Origin of the sequence: Aquaticitalea lipolytica, from assembly GCF_014641635.1 — a bacterium.
Lineage (GTDB): Bacteria > Bacteroidota > Bacteroidia > Flavobacteriales > Flavobacteriaceae > Aquaticitalea > Aquaticitalea lipolytica.
Map to the genome: position 1 here is coordinate 17,454 of NZ_BMIC01000010.1, position 17,260 is coordinate 34,713.

The window sequence follows — 17,260 nt, forward strand, 5'->3', positions numbered from 1 at the left end:
CACAAAACGTTAAAACTTTGTTGGGATGTAAAAAATATGTACTTTTGCATCCCAATTTTTATTTTTAAATAATGAATATTACAAGAGAAAACATTGATGCATTAAATGCTGTTGTTAAAGTAGATATAGTTAAGGAAGACTATAGCGATAAAGTAGAAAAAATCTTAACAGATTACCGTAAATCAGCAAACATTCCTGGATTTAGAAAAGGACATGTACCAATGACAATGGTTAAAAAACAGTATGGTAAAGCTGTATTAGTTGATGAAGTAAACAAACTTCTTCAAGATGCTTTAAACAAATACTTAACTGAAGAAAAATTAGATGTTTTAGGAAATCCTTTACCAAAAGCACAAGATAATTTAGATTGGGATTCAGATTCTTTCTCTTTTGAATTTGAATTAGGATTAGCTCCAGAATTTGATGTAGAGCTAAAAACTAAAAAAGCCATAACGCAATATAATATTGTTGCTGATGATAAAATGATTAACAATCAAGTTGAGCATATCAGAAAACAATACGGAAAATTACTATCTCAAGATACTGTAACTAAAGATGCTGAGATTACAGGAGTTTTTACAAACGAAGAAAAAGAAATCAACAACAAAGCAACATTTACTTTAGACAAGTTTAAAGGGAAAGCAACAGAAAAACAATTTGTTGGTGCTAAAGTTGGAGACGTTGTGACGCTTAAAACAAAAGGTTTGTTCGAAGATGTCCACGATTTAATGCATTTCTTAAAAGTGTCTCATGACGATGCTCATGGTTTAGATATTGAGGTTAATTTTACAATAAATGAAATTAACACTAGAGAATTAGCAGATTTAGACCAAGATTTATTCGACAAATTATTCGGGAAAGGAATTGTGACTTCTGTAACTGAGTTAAAAGCTAAAATTAAAGAAGATTCAGAAAAGCAATTCGGTCAGCAAGGAGATCAAAAATTACTAAATGACATTACTGAGTATTTAGTTGAAAACACAAAATTTGATTTACCAGCTTCATTCTTACAACGTTGGTTACAAACAGCAGGCGAAGAGCAAATTGATGCAGACCAAGCAAAAGAAGAATACGAAAAGTCTGAAAAAAGTATGCGTTACCAATTAATTGAAGGAAAATTAATTGAAACACATAACCTTCAAGTAACTTTTGATGATTTAAAAGATTTTGCAAAGCAAATGATTAAAGTTCAAATGGCTCAATTTGGTCAAATGAATCCTTCAGATAAAGAATTAGATGATATAGCAGCTCGTATTTTATCTAACAAAGACGAAATAAAACGTTTGTCAGAACAATTAATGAGTCAGAAATTATTAGAACTTTACAAAAAAGAAGCTAATCTTAAAGTTAAAGAGATTACTTATGATGATTTTGTAAAAGAATTTTACAGTTAATTGTTACAAATTAAATCCTTATATTTAGAGCGTAAAACTGTTAGGTTTTACGCTTTTTTTTAACATTAAATAGACACAAAAATTACTAATGGATTACGGAAAAGAATTTGAAAAATTTGCAATAAAAGATCAAGGTATAAGCAGTACATATTATAACAAAATAGTAAGTAGCATGTATCCTGTTGGCTTAACGCCAAATATTATAGAAGAGCGTCAAATGAATATAGCTATTTTTGATGTTTTCTCACGTTTAATGATGGATCGTATCATTTTTATGGGTACAGCTATTAATGATCAGGTAGCAAATATTATACAAGCACAATTATTGTTTTTAGAAAGTACAGATGCTTCAAAAGACATTCAAATATATATTAACTCACCAGGAGGAAGTGTTTATGCTGGACTCGGAATTTACGATACAATGCAGCTTATTAAGCCAGACGTAGCAACAATTTGTACAGGTATGGCAGCTTCAATGGGAGCAGTATTATTGTGTGCTGGTGAAAAAGGAAAACGTAGCGGATTAACACATTCACGCGTTATGATTCATCAGCCGCTAGGTGGAGCTCAAGGACAAGCTAGTGATATAGAAATTACAGCTAGAGAAATTTTGACTTTAAAAGAAGAATTATATAAAATAATTAGTAAACATTCTGGTCAAGATTACGACAAAGTATATAACGATAGTGATAGAGATTATTGGATGAAAGCTGATAAAGCTTTAGAGTATGGTATGATTGATGAAGTATTATCAAGTAATAAAAAATAAGTAATTCTCATTTACGTGAGAAACTTATAAAACTTTTAAATTATGGCAAAGGAAGAATTAGAATGTTCATTTTGTGGTAGGAAAAAGCCAGAAACCAATTTATTAATTGCAGGACTCGATGCGCATATTTGCGACAGATGTATCGAGCAAGCACATGGTATTGTTTTAGAAGAATCTAAACAAAGTGGTAACTCAGAATTATCGTCTGAGTTAATGCTTAAAAAACCACAGCAAATAAAAGGATTTCTTGATGAATATATTATTGGTCAAGAATACACTAAAAAAGTAATGTCTGTTGCGGTATATAATCATTACAAAAGGTTATTACAACCTGCAACAAATGATGATATTGAAATACAAAAAAGTAATATTATAATGGTTGGTCAAACAGGTACAGGTAAAACCTTAATGGCAAAAACCATTGCAAAAATGCTTAATGTGCCTCTAGCAATTGTTGATGCTACTGTATTAACTGAAGCTGGTTATGTTGGTGAAGATGTTGAAAGTATTTTAACACGTTTATTACAAGCAGCAGATTACAACTTAGAAAAAGCTGAAAAAGGTATTGTGTTTATTGATGAGATTGATAAAATTGCACGTAAGAGTGATAATCCATCAATAACAAGAGATGTGTCTGGTGAAGGCGTACAACAAGCATTATTAAAATTACTAGAAGGTACAGTTGTTAATGTGCCACCAAAAGGAGGACGTAAGCATCCAGACCAAAAATTTATCGAAGTTAATACTGAGCATATTTTATTTATTGCTGGTGGAGCTTTTGATGGTATAGAGCGTGTAATTTCTAAAAGATTAAACATGGCTGCTATTGGATATAAAGCTTCGCATGATGATGAAATGGTTGATGTAAATAATATGCTGCAATATATTATACCTAAAGATTTAAAAGATTTTGGGCTTATTCCAGAAATTATAGGAAGACTACCAGTACTTACTTATATGGATCCGTTAGATGCGAAAACATTAAGAGCCATATTAACTGAGCCTAAAAATGCCATTATAAAGCAATACAAAAAGTTGTTTGAAATGGATAACATTGAGTTTACTATAACTGATGGTGCTTTAGACTTTATTGTAGAAAAAGCTATTGAGTATAAATTAGGAGCTAGAGGTTTGCGTTCTTTATGTGAAGAAATATTAACAGATGCAATGTTCGATTTACCAAGTAGTAAAGAGAAAAAACTAAATGTTACTAAAATTTATGCTGAAGATAAGCTTAATAAAACAACTTTAAAAAAGCTAAAAGCTGTTTCATAAATAAGTTACAAACGATATAAAAAATAGAAACCACTCTTTTGGAGTGGTTTTTTATTTTGGATAAGTAATTAATATTGCAAAACAATGCTTTTATACTGATTGCTCTATTTTAAATTTTTAAGTAATAATGATTTTTTTCTTTCTTTATTACTATGTAAATATAGAATCATATTTGTAAGATAAAAACTATATTTTCCATTTTTAGATAAAGCACAAATTATATTCGTTAACGGTTTTAAGTTTGCGATTTTTTCCGTTTAAAAGAATATTTTAATTATTTAGAGTAAGTAGTTCGTCTATATACTTACGAGTATTTGATAGTCTAGGTATTTTATGTTGTCCTCCTAATTTGTTGTGAAGTTTTAACCAATCATAAAATAACTGTTGGCGTGCAATATTAATTTTTGGCTTATTAAGTGTTATGTTATTATAACGTTTGGCTTCGTAATCTGAGTTTAACGATTTTAAAGCATTGTCTAATAATTCATTAAATAAATTAATATCTGTTGGAGGTTTTTTAAATTCAATTAACCATTCATGAGCACCTTTTTCTTTCCCTTCCATAAAAATTGGTGCAACAGTATAATCAACAATATCAGCTTTAGTTTTTTTACATACTTTTTTAAGAGCATCTTCAGCATTTTCAATAATCAACTCCTCACCAAATACATTAATATGATGTTTTGTTCTGCCAGAAACTTTAATTCTATAAGGATTAGTTGATGTAAATCTAATTGTGTCACCAATTTTATATCTCCATAAACCAGCATTTGTAGTAATTACAACAGCGTAATTCACATCTTTTCTAACTTCGCTAAGAGGTATTATTTTTTGGTCTTCAGTTCCATAAGTATCCATTGGGATAAACTCATAAAATATTCCATAATCCAACATTAGTAATAACTCGCTAGAATTGTTTTGATCTTGTATAGCAAAAAAGCCTTCAGAGGCATTATAAATTTCATAATATCTAAAGTCCTTTTTTGGTAGAATAGTTTTATACTGTTCAGCATAAGGCATAAAACTTACACCTCCATGAAAATAAACTTCTAAGTTTGGCCAAACATCAAAAAGGCTATCTTTTCCAGTAGTTTCTAAAACATTATTAAGTAGAACCAGCATCCATGAAGGCACACCAGCAAGACTAGTAACATTTTCATTAATGGTTTCATCAACTATAGCTTGCATTTTATATTCCCAATCGCTCATTAATGAAACCTTATTGCTTGGAGTGCTACTAAACTCAGCCCAAAAAGGCATATTATCAATTAAAATAGCAGACAAATCACCAAATACAGTTCCGTTTTCTGTGTACAACTCTTTACTTCCACCTAATCGTAAACTTTTACCAGTAAAAAGTTGAGAGTTTTCATTATTGTTAAGATACATGCAAAGTAAATCTTTACTTGCTGCATAATGACAGTCTTCTAACGATTCATAACTAACAGGAATAAATTTGCTTTTTGCACTTGTTGTACCACTAGATTTAGCAAACCATTTAATAGGAGTAGGCCAAAAAATATTGTTTTCACCCTTTCTAGAACGTTCAATTCTTTCCTGATTATCTTCATAAGTTAAAATTGGTAAACGCTCTGCAAATGTTTTATAATCTTTTATGGAGGCAAAATCATATTGTTTCCCAATTTCGGTATCTTTTGCCATAGCAATTAATTGAAAAAGTAACTCATTTTGAACATCATGCGGATATTTTAAAAACAACTCAATTTGATGAAATCGTTTTTTTAAGAACCACGTAGCAATTGAATTGACTATGGGAATTGGCATATTTGCATTATCTTTAGAAAATAAAAATAATACTTTTTTTGATGACTTACCAAGGTGTTTTAACAAAAATGGAAACTGAATTTTCACAACCAATTCAGTACTATTTAGTGTTTGAAAATGATTTTCTGAGTATGAACCAATTGTTGGACAAAACTATAACCATCCAATTTGTTAAGTATCAATGTTTAAACTGTAGTTTAGATAAACCTATTTACCGACAAGGATTTTGCAAAAGCTGTTTTTTTGATATTCCTCAAGCTGCAGATTGGATTATGAGACCAGAATTGAGTACAGCTCATTTAGACCAAGAAGACAGAGATTTAGAATACGAAAAAAAAGTACAGTTACAGCCACATGTTGTGTATTTAGCAAATTCTAGTAGTGTAAAAGTAGGTGTTACTCGTAAAAGTCAAATTCCAACACGTTGGATAGATCAAGGTGCTCATGAAGCTATTGAGATTGTTGAGGTGCCTAATAGGTATTTAGCAGGAATAACAGAAGTGGCTTTAAAAGATTATGTTAGTGATAAAACTAATTGGAGAACTATGCTTAAAAATGAAGTTGTTGATGAGAATTTGGTTGAATGGAGAGAAAAATTAAAACAATATATTCCAAAAGAAGCATTAGATTATTTTATACAAAACAATACAGAAACTAATTTAGAATTTCCTGTATTACAATATCCAGTAAAACCTAAGAGTTTAAATTTAGACAAAACACCAACTTATAAAGGTGTTTTGAAAGGTATAAAAGGTCAATATTTAATATTTGAAGACCAAACAGTCTTTAATATTAGAGGCAGCGAAGGCTATGTTGTAGGTATTGATATAGAATAAAAAAAGCGCAATATAAATTGCGCTTTTTTTATTCTAATAGAAGATTTTAAACTTCTTCTTGATCTCTTAAATTTTGAATGTATTCTGCTTTTTGAATTTCACGTCTTCTTTTAACAGATGGTTTAGTGAAAAATTGATTTTCTCTCAAGTTTTGCATCACCTTTACATTTCTGTGCTTACGTTTGTAACGTTTTAATGCACGTTCAATATTCTCACCTTCTTTAATTTCGATTCTTAACATTTCTTGCTTATAATAATTATGGGTGTATTTAAGTCTATCCTAAATACGTTTTTAGTATTTTACTTTTTGAGGTATGACGTAAACGTCTAATACCTTTTTCTTTTATTTGTCTTACACGCTCTCTTGAGAGGTCGAAAGTGTCTCCAATTTCGTCCAAACTCATTGGCATTTCACCACCTAAACCGTAATACAATTTAATAACATTACTCTCTTTATCAGATAGCGTTTCTAACGCTCTACCAATTTCTAATTGTAATGAATCATACATTAACTGATTATCTGGCTTTGGTGACTCTGTCGATTTTACAACATCGTATAAGCTATAATCTTCTCCTTCTTTTAACGGAGCATCCATTGATAAATGCCTTCCAGAATTTTTCATCGATTGCTTTACTTCGCTAACTGTCATGTCTAGCTCGTTAGCAATTTCTTCGGCACTTGGCGGACGTTGATGCGACTGCTCTAAAAATGAAAAAGCTTTATTGATTTTATTTATTGAACCAATTTTGTTCAAAGGTAGTCTAACTATTCGAGATTGTTCAGCTAAAGCTTGCAAAATTGCTTGGCGTATCCACCAAACAGCATAAGATATAAATTTAAAACCTCGAGTCTCATCAAAACGCTTTGCTGCTTTTACCAATCCAGCGTTACCTTCGTTGATTAAATCTGGTAATGATAACCCTTGGTTTTGATATTGTTTAGATACAGAAACAACAAAACGTAAGTTAGCAGTTGTAAGCTTATCTAAAGCAACCTGATCGCCTTCTCTAATACGCTGAGCTAACTCTACTTCCTCATCTGCTGTGATAAGAGGGAGTTTACTTATATCTTGTAGGTATTTATCAAGTGATTTAGATTCTCTGTTGGTAACTTGCTTCGTTATTTTTAATTGCCTCATATATTGCTTTTTTCTTTTAAGTTAATCTTAATAACTACATAATAACTAATTAATTGGGAAAAGCAAATAATCTTACACTTCTTTACAAAAAATCATTCAAAAAGACCAAAAAGCGGCTATCTTGAATGATTTTATTATTTTGAAACAGTGTTTGTTAAATAACAATTGCTAGTTTACACTATCTTTTTTCTTTTTCTTTCCACTTAAAATTCCTCCTAGTACATTTTTTACACCTTCTTTTACTTTGTCTTTTCCAGGAGTTGTTTTAATTGAGTCGTTTTTCACTTTTGTGGTATCTGTTGACGTTGTTCCGCCAGAAGTATTTGTATTATTACCTCCAGTAAGTCCACTTAGTAAATCTTTAATTTTATCTTTTCCTTGCCCAATAAGTTTTTGCTTTTCAATTTCAATAAGCTGTTTCGTTAAATTAGTAACTCCACTTGTTAAATCTGTTGACACTTTTGGACTAGTATAAGAACCAGAAATATTAGCTGTTACAGGAATTGTAATTTTATTAACCTCATTATCATTAATTTTTCCGATAAGTCTATTTACCTCACTGCCTAAATACTTTGCAGGTACATTAAATACTGCATCATAGGTTAAAGATTTATCAAAACTATGCGAACCAGAAACTGTAATGCCAATATCCTTATAAGCTAAATTAAAAGGCTTAACTGTAACTTTTCCGTTATTAAATTCTAAATGTGCTTTTAAATCTTTTAGGTCTAGTTTGTTAAATTCAACAAAATTTAAAGCGCCTTGTAATTTATTTAGCACTTCACCTTCTTTTGGTTCAATTTTAGTGGTAAGCAATTCAGCAAAAGCGTTACCAGAGATGGTGTTTAAAACAGGGGAAAATTCTTTATCTAAAACTCCAGACAAATTTATTTTTGTGTTTAATTTTCCTTGAAGTGCTTTTGCAATTGGAGCTATGCTTTGAAACATATCTAATCCGTTAAACGATTTAGCAATATCAAAACTATCTGCCGATAAGCTTAAATTAAAAGATGGCGTATCTGTTTTTGTGGTTACATTACCAGAAACAGCTAAAGCTCCTTCAAATAATTTTGAAGTTAAGTCTTTTAAAGTTGCTTGTTGGTCTTTTATAATAAGTGTTCCTTTTACATCTTTTAAATCTAAATTATCATATAAAACAGTACCAACATTAGCATTAATTGTACAATCTAAAAAAGCAGGAATTTTTAAAGATTCTGAACTACTTGTAGTTTTATTTTCAGCAGCAGTTTTATCTTTCGGAACCATAAAATCACTTAAAGCGAACGTGTTAGAATTAACATTAAAATTACCTTTAAGTGTTTGATCGCTTAATAAAAAGCCTAGCAAATTTTGAATAGTTCCATTAGCATTTAAGTCACTTTTTCCAGTTTTTGCACTAAATGTATTTAAAGATACAGTTGCAGGATTAAACGTCATATCTGCTTTAGAAATATGTATTGGATTGATAATATCTTCCGATGAAAAGATAAAATCGGTAACATTCATTGAACCTGAACTTTTAATGCGCTCAAAAGCATTTGTCTCAATAGCTTTCATATCAAAAGCAGTATTTATTTTTGCTTTTAAAATTCCGCTTAGTTGATTTTTTAATTCTACAGGATAAGCTTTGGTGATATTTGCTAAGTTTAAAACGCCATCTATATCAGCATTTACTAGCATATTGCCTGTAATGTTTTTTAATGTTGCCGACGATTTAAAAACGTCATTATCTATTTTAAAATTTAAAGTGTTTATGGCAACGTAAGTATCTTCAACTTTCCCTGTTTCGTTTTTAATTTCTGTGTCAATAATTATGTTTTCAACACGTTTTGGTAAGTCAGGATATTTAAAAGATGCATTGTCCGATTTTATGCTGATATCTAAAGTTGGTATAGTTTCATCAGAATACAAACCTTTTATAATTCCGCTAACTTTAAAATCGCCAGTTGTATTAACATTTTCAATATTTTTTGAATATGCTTCAGGAATTACAGCTAGAAAATCTTTAAAAGAAGAGCCTGGATTCTCAAAACTAATATCGATATCCTGACCATTTTCTAAAAGCTGAACATAGCCTTTAAACTCTATTGGTAATTGATTTATAAGTGCTTTATTATCTTTAAATGTGTATTTGCTGTTGTCTAAATCCATATCAATCAAAGCATCTAAAGTCACATGATTGTTGTTTAAATATTTAGTGCTATCCATTGTAAAACTCACATTAGCTTCACTTTTAGTATCTAGTTCAGATATGTCGCTTGTTATTTTTGCTGTTCCTGTATGGTTTAATTCAGAAATGTGAACAATCATTTTAGATTCTTCATCAATATAAGTTAAGGCACTTTTATTAATGCTGTATTGGTCAATATCAAACGCAAAACTTGATGATTCACTAGCATTTGGTCGTTCTTTAACAATATCGTAATTAACTATACCAACAGAATTGGTTTTTAGAGTTAATAAAGCTTCATTTAAAGTAATAGTATTCACTACTATAGCGCCTTCGTCAGCACTTTTAAATAATTCTTTTACAGACATTGAAAATGATAAACTCTTAGCAGTTGCTAATGTCTCATCTTTAAAAGGTTCGTAATTAGTAATAACCAAGTCGCTTACTTCTACATATGCTTGCGGAAAGCTCTTAAGCAAACTTAAACTCACATCGCTAAACTCTACTTTAGCATTTAAATTTTCGTTGATAAATGTTTTTACCATGCCTTTAATTTGCGATTGAAACACAAATGGGACTGCTATTAATAATAAAACAATTATTAGTAAAGAAATACCTGTGATTTTTAAAAATTTCTTTAGAGTGAATTTTCGTTTTTTTGTAGTATTCATACAGATGGTAAAATTTTAGTTAAGTACTATATATACGCAAAGTTGACAGTAATAGTTGATGAAACGTTAAAGTTTAATAAAACTTTAGCAGTTTTAAATAAGTTCAATTTCTTCATTTACTTTAAGATTAAATCGCTTTCTAAATAAATATACGCCTAGATATAAAAATGGAGTATCTATTATTGCGATTAACACTTTAAAAAGAAATCCAGCAACAAGAAGTCCGTAAAACCTATCCCAAGCAATGATATTAAAACTGCATAAAAGCAATAAAATGGTTAGTGTATCAACAAATTGCGATGTGAATGTTGAGAAATTATTACGCAACCATAGGTGTTTTCCTTTTGTTAATCGTTTCCAAAAGTGATAAATCTGTATGTCCACAAATTGAGCAAATAAATAGGCTAACATACTCGCAAAAACTGCAATCGCAGTATTGCCAAATACTGTCGAAAACATTGAGTCACCAACTGGAGACCAAGATGTTGCAGGAGCATAATTAGATAGTAATATAATGCCTAACGAAAACAAAGACGCAAAAATTCCAGTTACAACAACTTGGTTGGCTCTTTTTTTGCCATAAATTTCACTTATAAGGTCTGTAATTAAAAACGTTATTGGATAAGGCAAAATACCTACAGAAATCTCAAAAAGCTTTGCGCCAAATATTTCAACGTCTAAAGGATACCAATAAAAAAATTTCTGAAAAATAAGATTAGATACTACTAAAGAGGTGATAAACAAAGCAGCCAATAGCAAGTAAATTTTTTGTGCAGCAAGTTTGTCTTTTAATGTCATAATTGTGAATAAATACTTACTGTAAATATAAGATAAAGTGATTTTGTTTTCTTTATTTTGGCATTAATTATGGACCAACCTCATAAAGTTTACATATCACTTGGTAGTAATAAAGGCGACAGATTAAAACATCTGCAAGATGCTGTCGATTTAATTTTTGCCAGAATTGGCAAAGTTAATATCATTTCAAAAGTGTATAACACACCTGCTTTAGGTTTTGAAGGTGACGATTTTTTAAACACTTGCATTTTTATAGAAACCAATTTTTCTTCAGAGCAATTAATTGATGAGTTGCTAACTATTGAGACTATTCTTGGTAGAACTAGAGAGAATACAAAAGGGTATCAATCTAGAATTATAGATTTAGATGTGTTGTTTTTTGATGATGAAATTATCAATTCTAAATCACTAAAAGTGCCACATCCTAAAATGCAAGAACGCAAGTTTGTATTGCAGCCATTGTATGATATTGCTCCAAAACACATTCACCCAAAACTAAATGTAAGTATTGCCGAATTATTAGAAAATTGCAATGATGATAGCCAAGTTGAGCCATTTCATATTTGGCTTAAAAATCCAACCAAGCAGTTTCATTTTTCTAATTATAATTACATCGCTATTGAAGGAAATATAGGAGCAGGAAAAACGAGTTTGGCTAATAAAATTGCACACGATTTTAATGCGAAACTTATTCTAGAACGTTTTGCCGACAACCCTTTTTTGCCAAAGTTTTACGAAGAGCCACAACGCTATGCCTTTACTTTAGAAATGTCTTTTCTTGCCGATCGTTACCAGCAAATTAGTGACGATTTATCGCAGCTAGATTTGTTTAAAGATTTTATGGTGAGCGATTATGATATTTATAAATCGTTGATTTTCTCAAAAATTACGTTGCCAGAAGATGAGTTTAAACTCTACAGAAAGCTGTTTTATTTAATGTATAAAGACATTGCAAAACCAGAGTTATATGTGTATTTGTACCAAAATACAGAGCGACTACAAGAAAACATTAAAAAACGTGGTAGAGATTACGAGCAAAATATAGATAACGATTATCTCGAAAAAATTAACTCTGGATATTTAGAGTTTTTAAAAAACCAAACAGAACTTAACGTAAAAATTATTGATATTTCTGATAGAGATTTTGTTGAAAACAGAGCCGATTATTTATGGGTATTGAGGGAGATATCAAATTAATCCTTAATATAGACAATTATGACTATAGTTATAGTGTTTTAAAAAAAAACAGGAGTTTTATTATAAATCAACTAATTAAATAGTTGTTAAATCTTGAATTTTCATAGTTTATATTTATTAGTTTATATAAATAAGTGATGTAAAAGTATAAAATTTGTTTACATATGCAACATAAATTTTTCTTAATTTGGTATAGGAAACTTTTTTATCCTTTTTTTTAATGTAACAAAAATAACTAAACAAAAATCATTCCTGTTTTTTTGATTCTTCAAATATTTTTTTAATTTCTAAACCTTTGAGAGCTGAATCTTTAAGTGCTTCGCTGTACAATCCTTTATCTATTTCAAAAGCTTTAGTCAAATTCTCAACTGCTTTATCTTTAAGCTTTGTAATGTATTCATTTTCAGGAGTTTCTTCAAATTCGAGGAATTCTCTATTATAATTACATGCAAGATTATAATATGCAGGTGCAAATTTTTGCTCTTTAGAAATAAATTCTTTTAACATTTTATTTGAGTTATCGAAATCCTTTAAATATTTACTTCTTATGAAACAAGCATTTAATAAACTATATTTATCATCTTTATTTTTCAAATATACTGTTTCATAAGCTTTAGCTGAAGAATCATATTCTTCCATAGCGAAGAGAAATTTCCCCAATCTTTTCGTTAATAAAGGCTCTAAAGTTTCAACACCATTTTTTGAAACAAATTTTAGAATCTCCTCTTTATCTTCTTTATTAATTTTTGAAAAATCAGAACTCAGCACATTGTTAATATTTAATGGATTAGGATTCATTATATCGTCACTTAAAATAGAGTCAATATTTTTGTCGTTCTTCACTAATTCTTCAAAAATCGTTGTGACAGATAAAATATAAAATACAATGAAACCCAGAATAAAAAAAATACCTATCAAGCAACAAATTATAAATACTTGTGAAAGATTATTTGATAGATAAAGGGATAAATTTGTTACGAAGGATTTTAAGAAAACAAAAATGTCCTTTAATTCAATTAACGTAACACCAACAATTATTTTAGTTAACCAACTTGTTATTTCTTTCAATGATGAATTTCTTTGATATTTGTTTTGGAATTGGACATTATCATGGGCCGGAAAACCAAAAAGAAACCCAAGAAAGCTTCCAGTAAAAAAGCTAAACAATTGTAAAAGAATTAACGTTGTGCTAACTCTAGTAAACTCACTAAAATTCTTTGTATTCAATGAATATACAATTATCATTATTGATGAGAATAAGAGAATTATACAAGCATAATTAAGATATTTATTGTTGCATATCGATATAAGATTTTTCATAAAAGACTTTTTTAACAGACACCGTAAAGTATTGGTTAATATGTATATATAATACTAAATGTAGTGTATTTAGGGATAAGTTCAAATTAATTTTCTTTCATCTTCGCAAACACATCCCAAACTACAACACCACAACTCACAGATATATTAAGCGAATGCTTGGTGCCAAACTGTGGGATTTCTAAAATAATATCACTAGCACTAACAACGTTTTGAGCAACACCTTTTACTTCATTACCAAAAACTAAAGCATAAGTTTTATTGGCTTCTGGTTTAAAGTCGTTAAGCATGGTTGCATTTTCGGCTTGCTCAATAGAAGCCACAATAACATTATCAGATTTTAGTTGTTCAATTAAATCTATTGTGTTTTCAACATATTCCCAAGCCACAGTATCTGTACTTCCTAAAGCAGTTTTATGAATATCTTTATGAGGAGGCGTTGCAGTGATACCACACAGATAAATTTTTTCAACCAAAAAAGCATCACTCGTTCTAAACACAGAGCCTATATTGTTAAGGCTTCGTATATTATCTAAAACAATAATTAATGGTGTTTTTTTAGTGTTTTTAAACTCATCAACACTCAACCTATCTAATTCGCTATTTTTTAGTTTTCGCATGTTAAAATCTATTAGTAATTGTAGATAACTTATGTGTTTGTTGTTTTAAAAAACATCAAATTATAAGTACTTTAGCAATCTTAATTTCACTTGTTTTCGATATAATTTGCAAAAGCAAATCACTCAAACAGACATGAAATAATAAAAAATGTCAATTCGAGTATTTTGAATATCATTCAAAATGTATCGAGAATCAATAGATGTAGCAAAAATACTATTTAAAATATACAAAACCATTGGCTAAAAAAGTAAAAAAGGAAACTCCACTAATGAAACAATACAATGCTATTAAAGCAAAGTATCCTGATGCTTTATTGTTATTTAGAGTTGGAGATTTTTATGAAACCTTTGGTGAAGATGCTGTTAAAGCTTCTAAAATTTTAGATATTATTTTAACAAAACGTGGTGCTGGTAGTGAAACCGAAACCGAACTGGCTGGTTTTCCACATCATTCATTAAATACGTATCTGCCAAAGCTAGTTAAAGCTGGTTGTCGTGTTGCTATTTGCGACCAATTGGAAGACCCAAAACAAACCAAAACGATTGTAAAACGTGGTGTTACTGAGCTTGTAACTCCTGGAGTAGCGTTAAACGATGATATTTTACATTCTAAAACTAACAATTTTTTAGCAGCTGTATGTTTTGGTAAAAACCTAATTGGTGTTTCTTTTTTAGATGTGTCAACAGGCGAGTTTTTAATCTCACAAGGCAATGCAGAGTATGTAGATAAATTACTTCAAAATTTCAGACCAAGTGAGGTTTTAATTTCTAAACCAAAACGTTTAGAGTTTAATAACACCTTCGGAAACGATTTTCATACATTTTATATGGAGGATTGGGTGTTTCAAGATGATTATGCTAATGAAACATTGCTGAAACATTTTAATACAAAATCGTTAAAAGGCTTCGGAATTGATGATTTATATGAAGGCATTGTAGCTTCAGGAGCAGCTTTACATTACTTAAGCGAAACACAGCATCATAAATTAAAACATATTACTGCAATTCAGCGTATCACTAAAAACGATCACGTTTGGATGGATAGATTCACAATAAAAAACCTTGAACTTTACCAATCATACAACCAGAATGCTGTAACCTTAATTGATGTTATTGATAAAACCATTTCTCCAATGGGAGGACGTTTACTTAAACGATGGTTGGCATTGCCTCTTATTGATGCGGAAAAAATAAACAAGCGTCACGAAGTGGTTCAGTATTTTATGGATGACGCTATCGTTTTGAAGAAAATTCAGAATCACATCAAGCAAATTGGTGATATTGAACGGTTAATTTCAAAAGTTGCAACCGTAAAAATTAGTCCGAGAGAAGTGGTGCAATTAAAAAATGCATTAGAAACCATTGTGCCAATAAAAGCATTAACACAACAAACCAATAATAAAGCATTACAGCAAATAGGCGAATCTTTAGAGTTATGTGAAGACTTGCGTCAGCGTATTAAAGCGACATTAAATGAAGAGGCTCCAGTAAATATTTTAAAAGGAAATACAATTTCTTCCGATTTTTCTGAAGAACTAAAAGAGCTTCGAGCATTATCGACTTCTGGAAAAGATTATCTAGATAATATGTTGCAGCGCGAAAGTGAGCGTACAGGAATTACATCACTTAAAATAGCATCTAACAATGTGTTTGGGTATTATATTGAGGTACGTCATTCTCATAAAGATAAAGTTCCAGCTGAATGGATTCGTAAACAAACTTTAGTGAATGCCGAGCGTTATATTACTGAAGAATTAAAAGAATACGAAACTAAAATATTAGGTGCCGAAGAACGTATTTTAGCTATAGAGCAGCAATTATTTGCCGAGTTGGTAAGTTGGATAAGTCAGTTTATAAAACCTGTTCAGAAAAATTCAGCATTGATTGCCCAATTAGATTGCTTAAGTGGTTTTGCACAATTAGCAAGCGAAAACAATTATACACGACCAGAAATAAACGAAACCTTTGCTTTAGATATAAAAAAAGGTAGGCATCCAGTAATTGAAAAGCAGTTACCACATGGCGAACCTTACATTGCTAACGATGTGTATTTAGATAGAGACAAGCAACAAATAATCATGATTACTGGACCAAATATGTCTGGTAAATCGGCTATTTTACGTCAAACAGCATTGATTGTGTTGCTGGCTCAAATGGGAAGTTTTGTGCCTGCTGAAGCAGCAAAGGTTGGATTAACAGATAAGATTTTTACTAGAGTAGGTGCAAGTGATAATATCTCAATGGGAGAATCTACGTTTATGGTTGAGATGAATGAAACGGCTTCTATTTTAAATAATATTTCAGAGCGTAGTTTGGTATTGTTAGATGAAATAGGTCGTGGTACAAGTACTTATGATGGAATCTCTATTGCTTGGGCTATTAGTGAGTATTTACATGAGCATCCAAGTAAAGCAAAAACTTTATTTGCAACCCATTATCATGAGTTAAATGAAATGACTGAAACATTTTCACGTATTAAAAACTTCAATGTTTCTGTAAAAGAATTAAAAGACAATGTGCTTTTTTTACGTAAACTGGTTGAAGGCGGAAGCGAGCATAGTTTCGGAATTCATGTTGCTAAAATGGCTGGAATGCCACAGCAAGTCATCCATCGTGCTGAAAAAATATTAAAACAATTAGAAAAATCTCATTCTAGTGAAGAACTTACTGATAAGGTAAAATCGCTAGATAATGAGATGCAATTGAGCTTTTTTAATTTAGATGATCCTCTTTTAGAGCAGATTAAGGAAGAAATTGTAAACATAGATATCGATACATTAACACCAGTTGAGGCCTTAATGAAACTGAATGAAATTAAGCGTATGTTGCTGAAAAAGAAGCGTGCTTAAAAAAAATAAGTTTTTTTCTAAAAAAGGCTTTGGTTTTCTAAGAAATGTATTAAATTTGCCCTCGCAATTACAACAAACGTTCATTACAAATTGCTATAACGCGAAAGTAGCTCAGGGGTAGAGCATCACCTTGCCAAGGTGAGGGTCGCGGGTTCAAATCCCGTCTTTCGCTCTATACACTGATAACAATATACCAAGATGCTCAAGTGGTGGAATTGGTAGACACGCCGGACTTAAAATCCTGTGTCCATTAGGACGTGCGGGTTCAAGTCCCGCCTTGAGTACTAACTGGGACAAATCATCTTTTTTTGATTTGTCCCTTTTTTTATTTCTCTTCAATCCTTTATTAACACTAGCAATCTTAAGAAGTATCGGATTGATATCTTCGGTTCGAACCTCATGATTTTCAAATTGAAACTTTTCAGGAAAGATTGAAC

General features: G+C 30.4%; 13 protein-coding genes and 2 tRNA genes. 8 read left to right on the forward strand and 7 right to left on the reverse strand.

Annotated elements, in window-relative coordinates; genetic code table 11:
* Positions 1–71 precede the first annotated feature (71 nt).
* From tig to clpX, 3 genes are all read left to right on the forward strand, one after another.
* Positions 72–1,394, forward strand: a complete 1,323-nt coding sequence (gene tig / locus IEW41_RS13825; protein WP_188606975.1) for a trigger factor — start codon at positions 72–74, stop codon at positions 1,392–1,394.
* Positions 1,395–1,482: 88 nt separating this feature from the next.
* Positions 1,483–2,163, forward strand: a complete 681-nt coding sequence (gene clpP / locus IEW41_RS13830; RefSeq protein WP_188606976.1) for an ATP-dependent Clp endopeptidase proteolytic subunit ClpP — start codon at positions 1,483–1,485, stop codon at positions 2,161–2,163.
* A 42-nt stretch (positions 2,164–2,205) separates the two neighbouring features.
* On the forward strand, positions 2,206–3,438 hold the full coding sequence (clpX, locus tag IEW41_RS13835) for an ATP-dependent Clp protease ATP-binding subunit ClpX (RefSeq protein WP_188606977.1): 1,233 nt from the start codon (positions 2,206–2,208) through the stop codon (positions 3,436–3,438).
* Between the two features lie 270 nt (positions 3,439–3,708).
* Here clpX and IEW41_RS13840 read toward each other — a convergent pair whose 3' ends face one another.
* Positions 3,709–5,223 (reverse strand): GH3 auxin-responsive promoter family protein, encoded by a 1,515-nt coding sequence (locus IEW41_RS13840; protein ID WP_188606978.1) that lies wholly within the window; start codon positions 5,221–5,223, stop codon positions 3,709–3,711.
* Between the two features lie 41 nt (positions 5,224–5,264).
* Here IEW41_RS13840 and IEW41_RS13845 point away from each other — a divergent pair, with 41 nt between their 5' ends.
* Entirely contained in the window at positions 5,265–6,059 is a 795-nt protein-coding gene (locus tag IEW41_RS13845) for a DUF2797 domain-containing protein (RefSeq protein WP_188606987.1), read from the forward strand.
* Positions 6,060–6,105: 46 nt separating this feature from the next.
* Here the strand turns inward: IEW41_RS13845 and rpsU are convergent, their stop codons facing one another.
* The 4 genes from rpsU to IEW41_RS13865 all read right to left on the reverse strand — a co-directional run bounded on the left by rpsU (position 6,106) and on the right by IEW41_RS13865 (position 10,837).
* Positions 6,106–6,300 (reverse strand): 30S ribosomal protein S21, encoded by a 195-nt coding sequence (rpsU, locus tag IEW41_RS13850; protein WP_188606979.1) that lies wholly within the window; start codon positions 6,298–6,300, stop codon positions 6,106–6,108.
* A 34-nt stretch (positions 6,301–6,334) separates the two neighbouring features.
* Positions 6,335–7,198: a sigma-70 family RNA polymerase sigma factor gene (locus IEW41_RS13855; RefSeq protein WP_188606980.1), complete on the reverse strand. Its 864-nt coding sequence runs from the start codon at positions 7,196–7,198 to the stop codon at positions 6,335–6,337.
* 168 nt (positions 7,199–7,366) lie between these two features.
* Positions 7,367–10,039 (reverse strand): AsmA-like C-terminal region-containing protein, encoded by a 2,673-nt coding sequence (locus tag IEW41_RS13860; protein WP_188606981.1) that lies wholly within the window; start codon positions 10,037–10,039, stop codon positions 7,367–7,369.
* Between the two features lie 93 nt (positions 10,040–10,132).
* A complete protein-coding gene (locus IEW41_RS13865) occupies positions 10,133–10,837 on the reverse strand; it encodes a queuosine precursor transporter (RefSeq protein ID WP_188606982.1) in 705 nt (234 codons plus the stop codon).
* Between the two features lie 69 nt (positions 10,838–10,906).
* On the opposite strand from IEW41_RS13865, the gene folK reads away from it, so the two are divergent.
* Positions 10,907–12,034 carry a 2-amino-4-hydroxy-6-hydroxymethyldihydropteridine diphosphokinase gene (gene folK, locus IEW41_RS13870; RefSeq protein ID WP_188606983.1) on the forward strand — a complete coding sequence of 376 codons (1,128 nt, stop codon included), beginning with the start codon at positions 10,907–10,909 and terminating at the stop codon, positions 12,032–12,034.
* Positions 12,035–12,280: 246 nt separating this feature from the next.
* Here the strand turns inward: folK and IEW41_RS13875 are convergent, their stop codons facing one another.
* Positions 12,281–13,261, reverse strand: a complete 981-nt coding sequence (locus IEW41_RS13875; RefSeq protein WP_188606984.1) for a tetratricopeptide repeat protein — start codon at positions 13,259–13,261, stop codon at positions 12,281–12,283.
* Between the two features lie 179 nt (positions 13,262–13,440).
* Positions 13,441–13,974 carry an RNA methyltransferase gene (locus tag IEW41_RS13880; RefSeq protein WP_188606985.1) on the reverse strand — a complete coding sequence of 178 codons (534 nt, stop codon included), beginning with the start codon at positions 13,972–13,974 and terminating at the stop codon, positions 13,441–13,443.
* Between the two features lie 236 nt (positions 13,975–14,210).
* Here IEW41_RS13880 and mutS point away from each other — a divergent pair, with 236 nt between their 5' ends.
* The 3 genes from mutS to IEW41_RS13895 all read left to right on the forward strand — a co-directional run bounded on the left by mutS (position 14,211) and on the right by IEW41_RS13895 (position 17,107).
* Positions 14,211–16,823, forward strand: a complete 2,613-nt coding sequence (gene mutS / locus IEW41_RS13885) for a DNA mismatch repair protein MutS (protein ID WP_188606986.1) — start codon at positions 14,211–14,213, stop codon at positions 16,821–16,823.
* A gap of 100 nt (positions 16,824–16,923) precedes the next feature.
* Positions 16,924–16,995, forward strand: a tRNA-Gly gene (locus tag IEW41_RS13890).
* 28 nt (positions 16,996–17,023) lie between these two features.
* Positions 17,024–17,107, forward strand: a tRNA-Leu gene (locus tag IEW41_RS13895).
* Positions 17,108–17,260: the final 153 nt, after the last annotated feature.

Bases quoted from the DNA above. Each gene is read 5' to 3' on its own strand.
- folK (WP_188606983.1), top strand. From the start codon at position 10,907: ATGGACCAACCTCATAAAGTTTACATATCACTTGGTAGTAATAAAGGC.
- IEW41_RS13880 (WP_188606985.1), bottom strand. From the start codon at position 13,974: ATGCGAAAACTAAAAAATAGCGAATTAGATAGGTTGAGTGTTGATGAG.
- IEW41_RS13840 (WP_188606978.1), bottom strand. From the start codon at position 5,223: ATGCCAATTCCCATAGTCAATTCAATTGCTACGTGGTTCTTAAAAAAA.
- clpP (WP_188606976.1), top strand. From the start codon at position 1,483: ATGGATTACGGAAAAGAATTTGAAAAATTTGCAATAAAAGATCAAGGT.
- rpsU (WP_188606979.1), bottom strand. From the start codon at position 6,300: ATGTTAAGAATCGAAATTAAAGAAGGTGAGAATATTGAACGTGCATTA.
- tig (WP_188606975.1), top strand. From the start codon at position 72: ATGAATATTACAAGAGAAAACATTGATGCATTAAATGCTGTTGTTAAA.
- IEW41_RS13845 (WP_188606987.1), top strand. From the start codon at position 5,265: ATGACTTACCAAGGTGTTTTAACAAAAATGGAAACTGAATTTTCACAA.
- IEW41_RS13855 (WP_188606980.1), bottom strand. From the start codon at position 7,198: ATGAGGCAATTAAAAATAACGAAGCAAGTTACCAACAGAGAATCTAAA.
- clpX (WP_188606977.1), top strand. From the start codon at position 2,206: ATGGCAAAGGAAGAATTAGAATGTTCATTTTGTGGTAGGAAAAAGCCA.
- IEW41_RS13860 (WP_188606981.1), bottom strand. From the start codon at position 10,039: ATGAATACTACAAAAAAACGAAAATTCACTCTAAAGAAATTTTTAAAA.
- IEW41_RS13865 (WP_188606982.1), bottom strand. From the start codon at position 10,837: ATGACATTAAAAGACAAACTTGCTGCACAAAAAATTTACTTGCTATTG.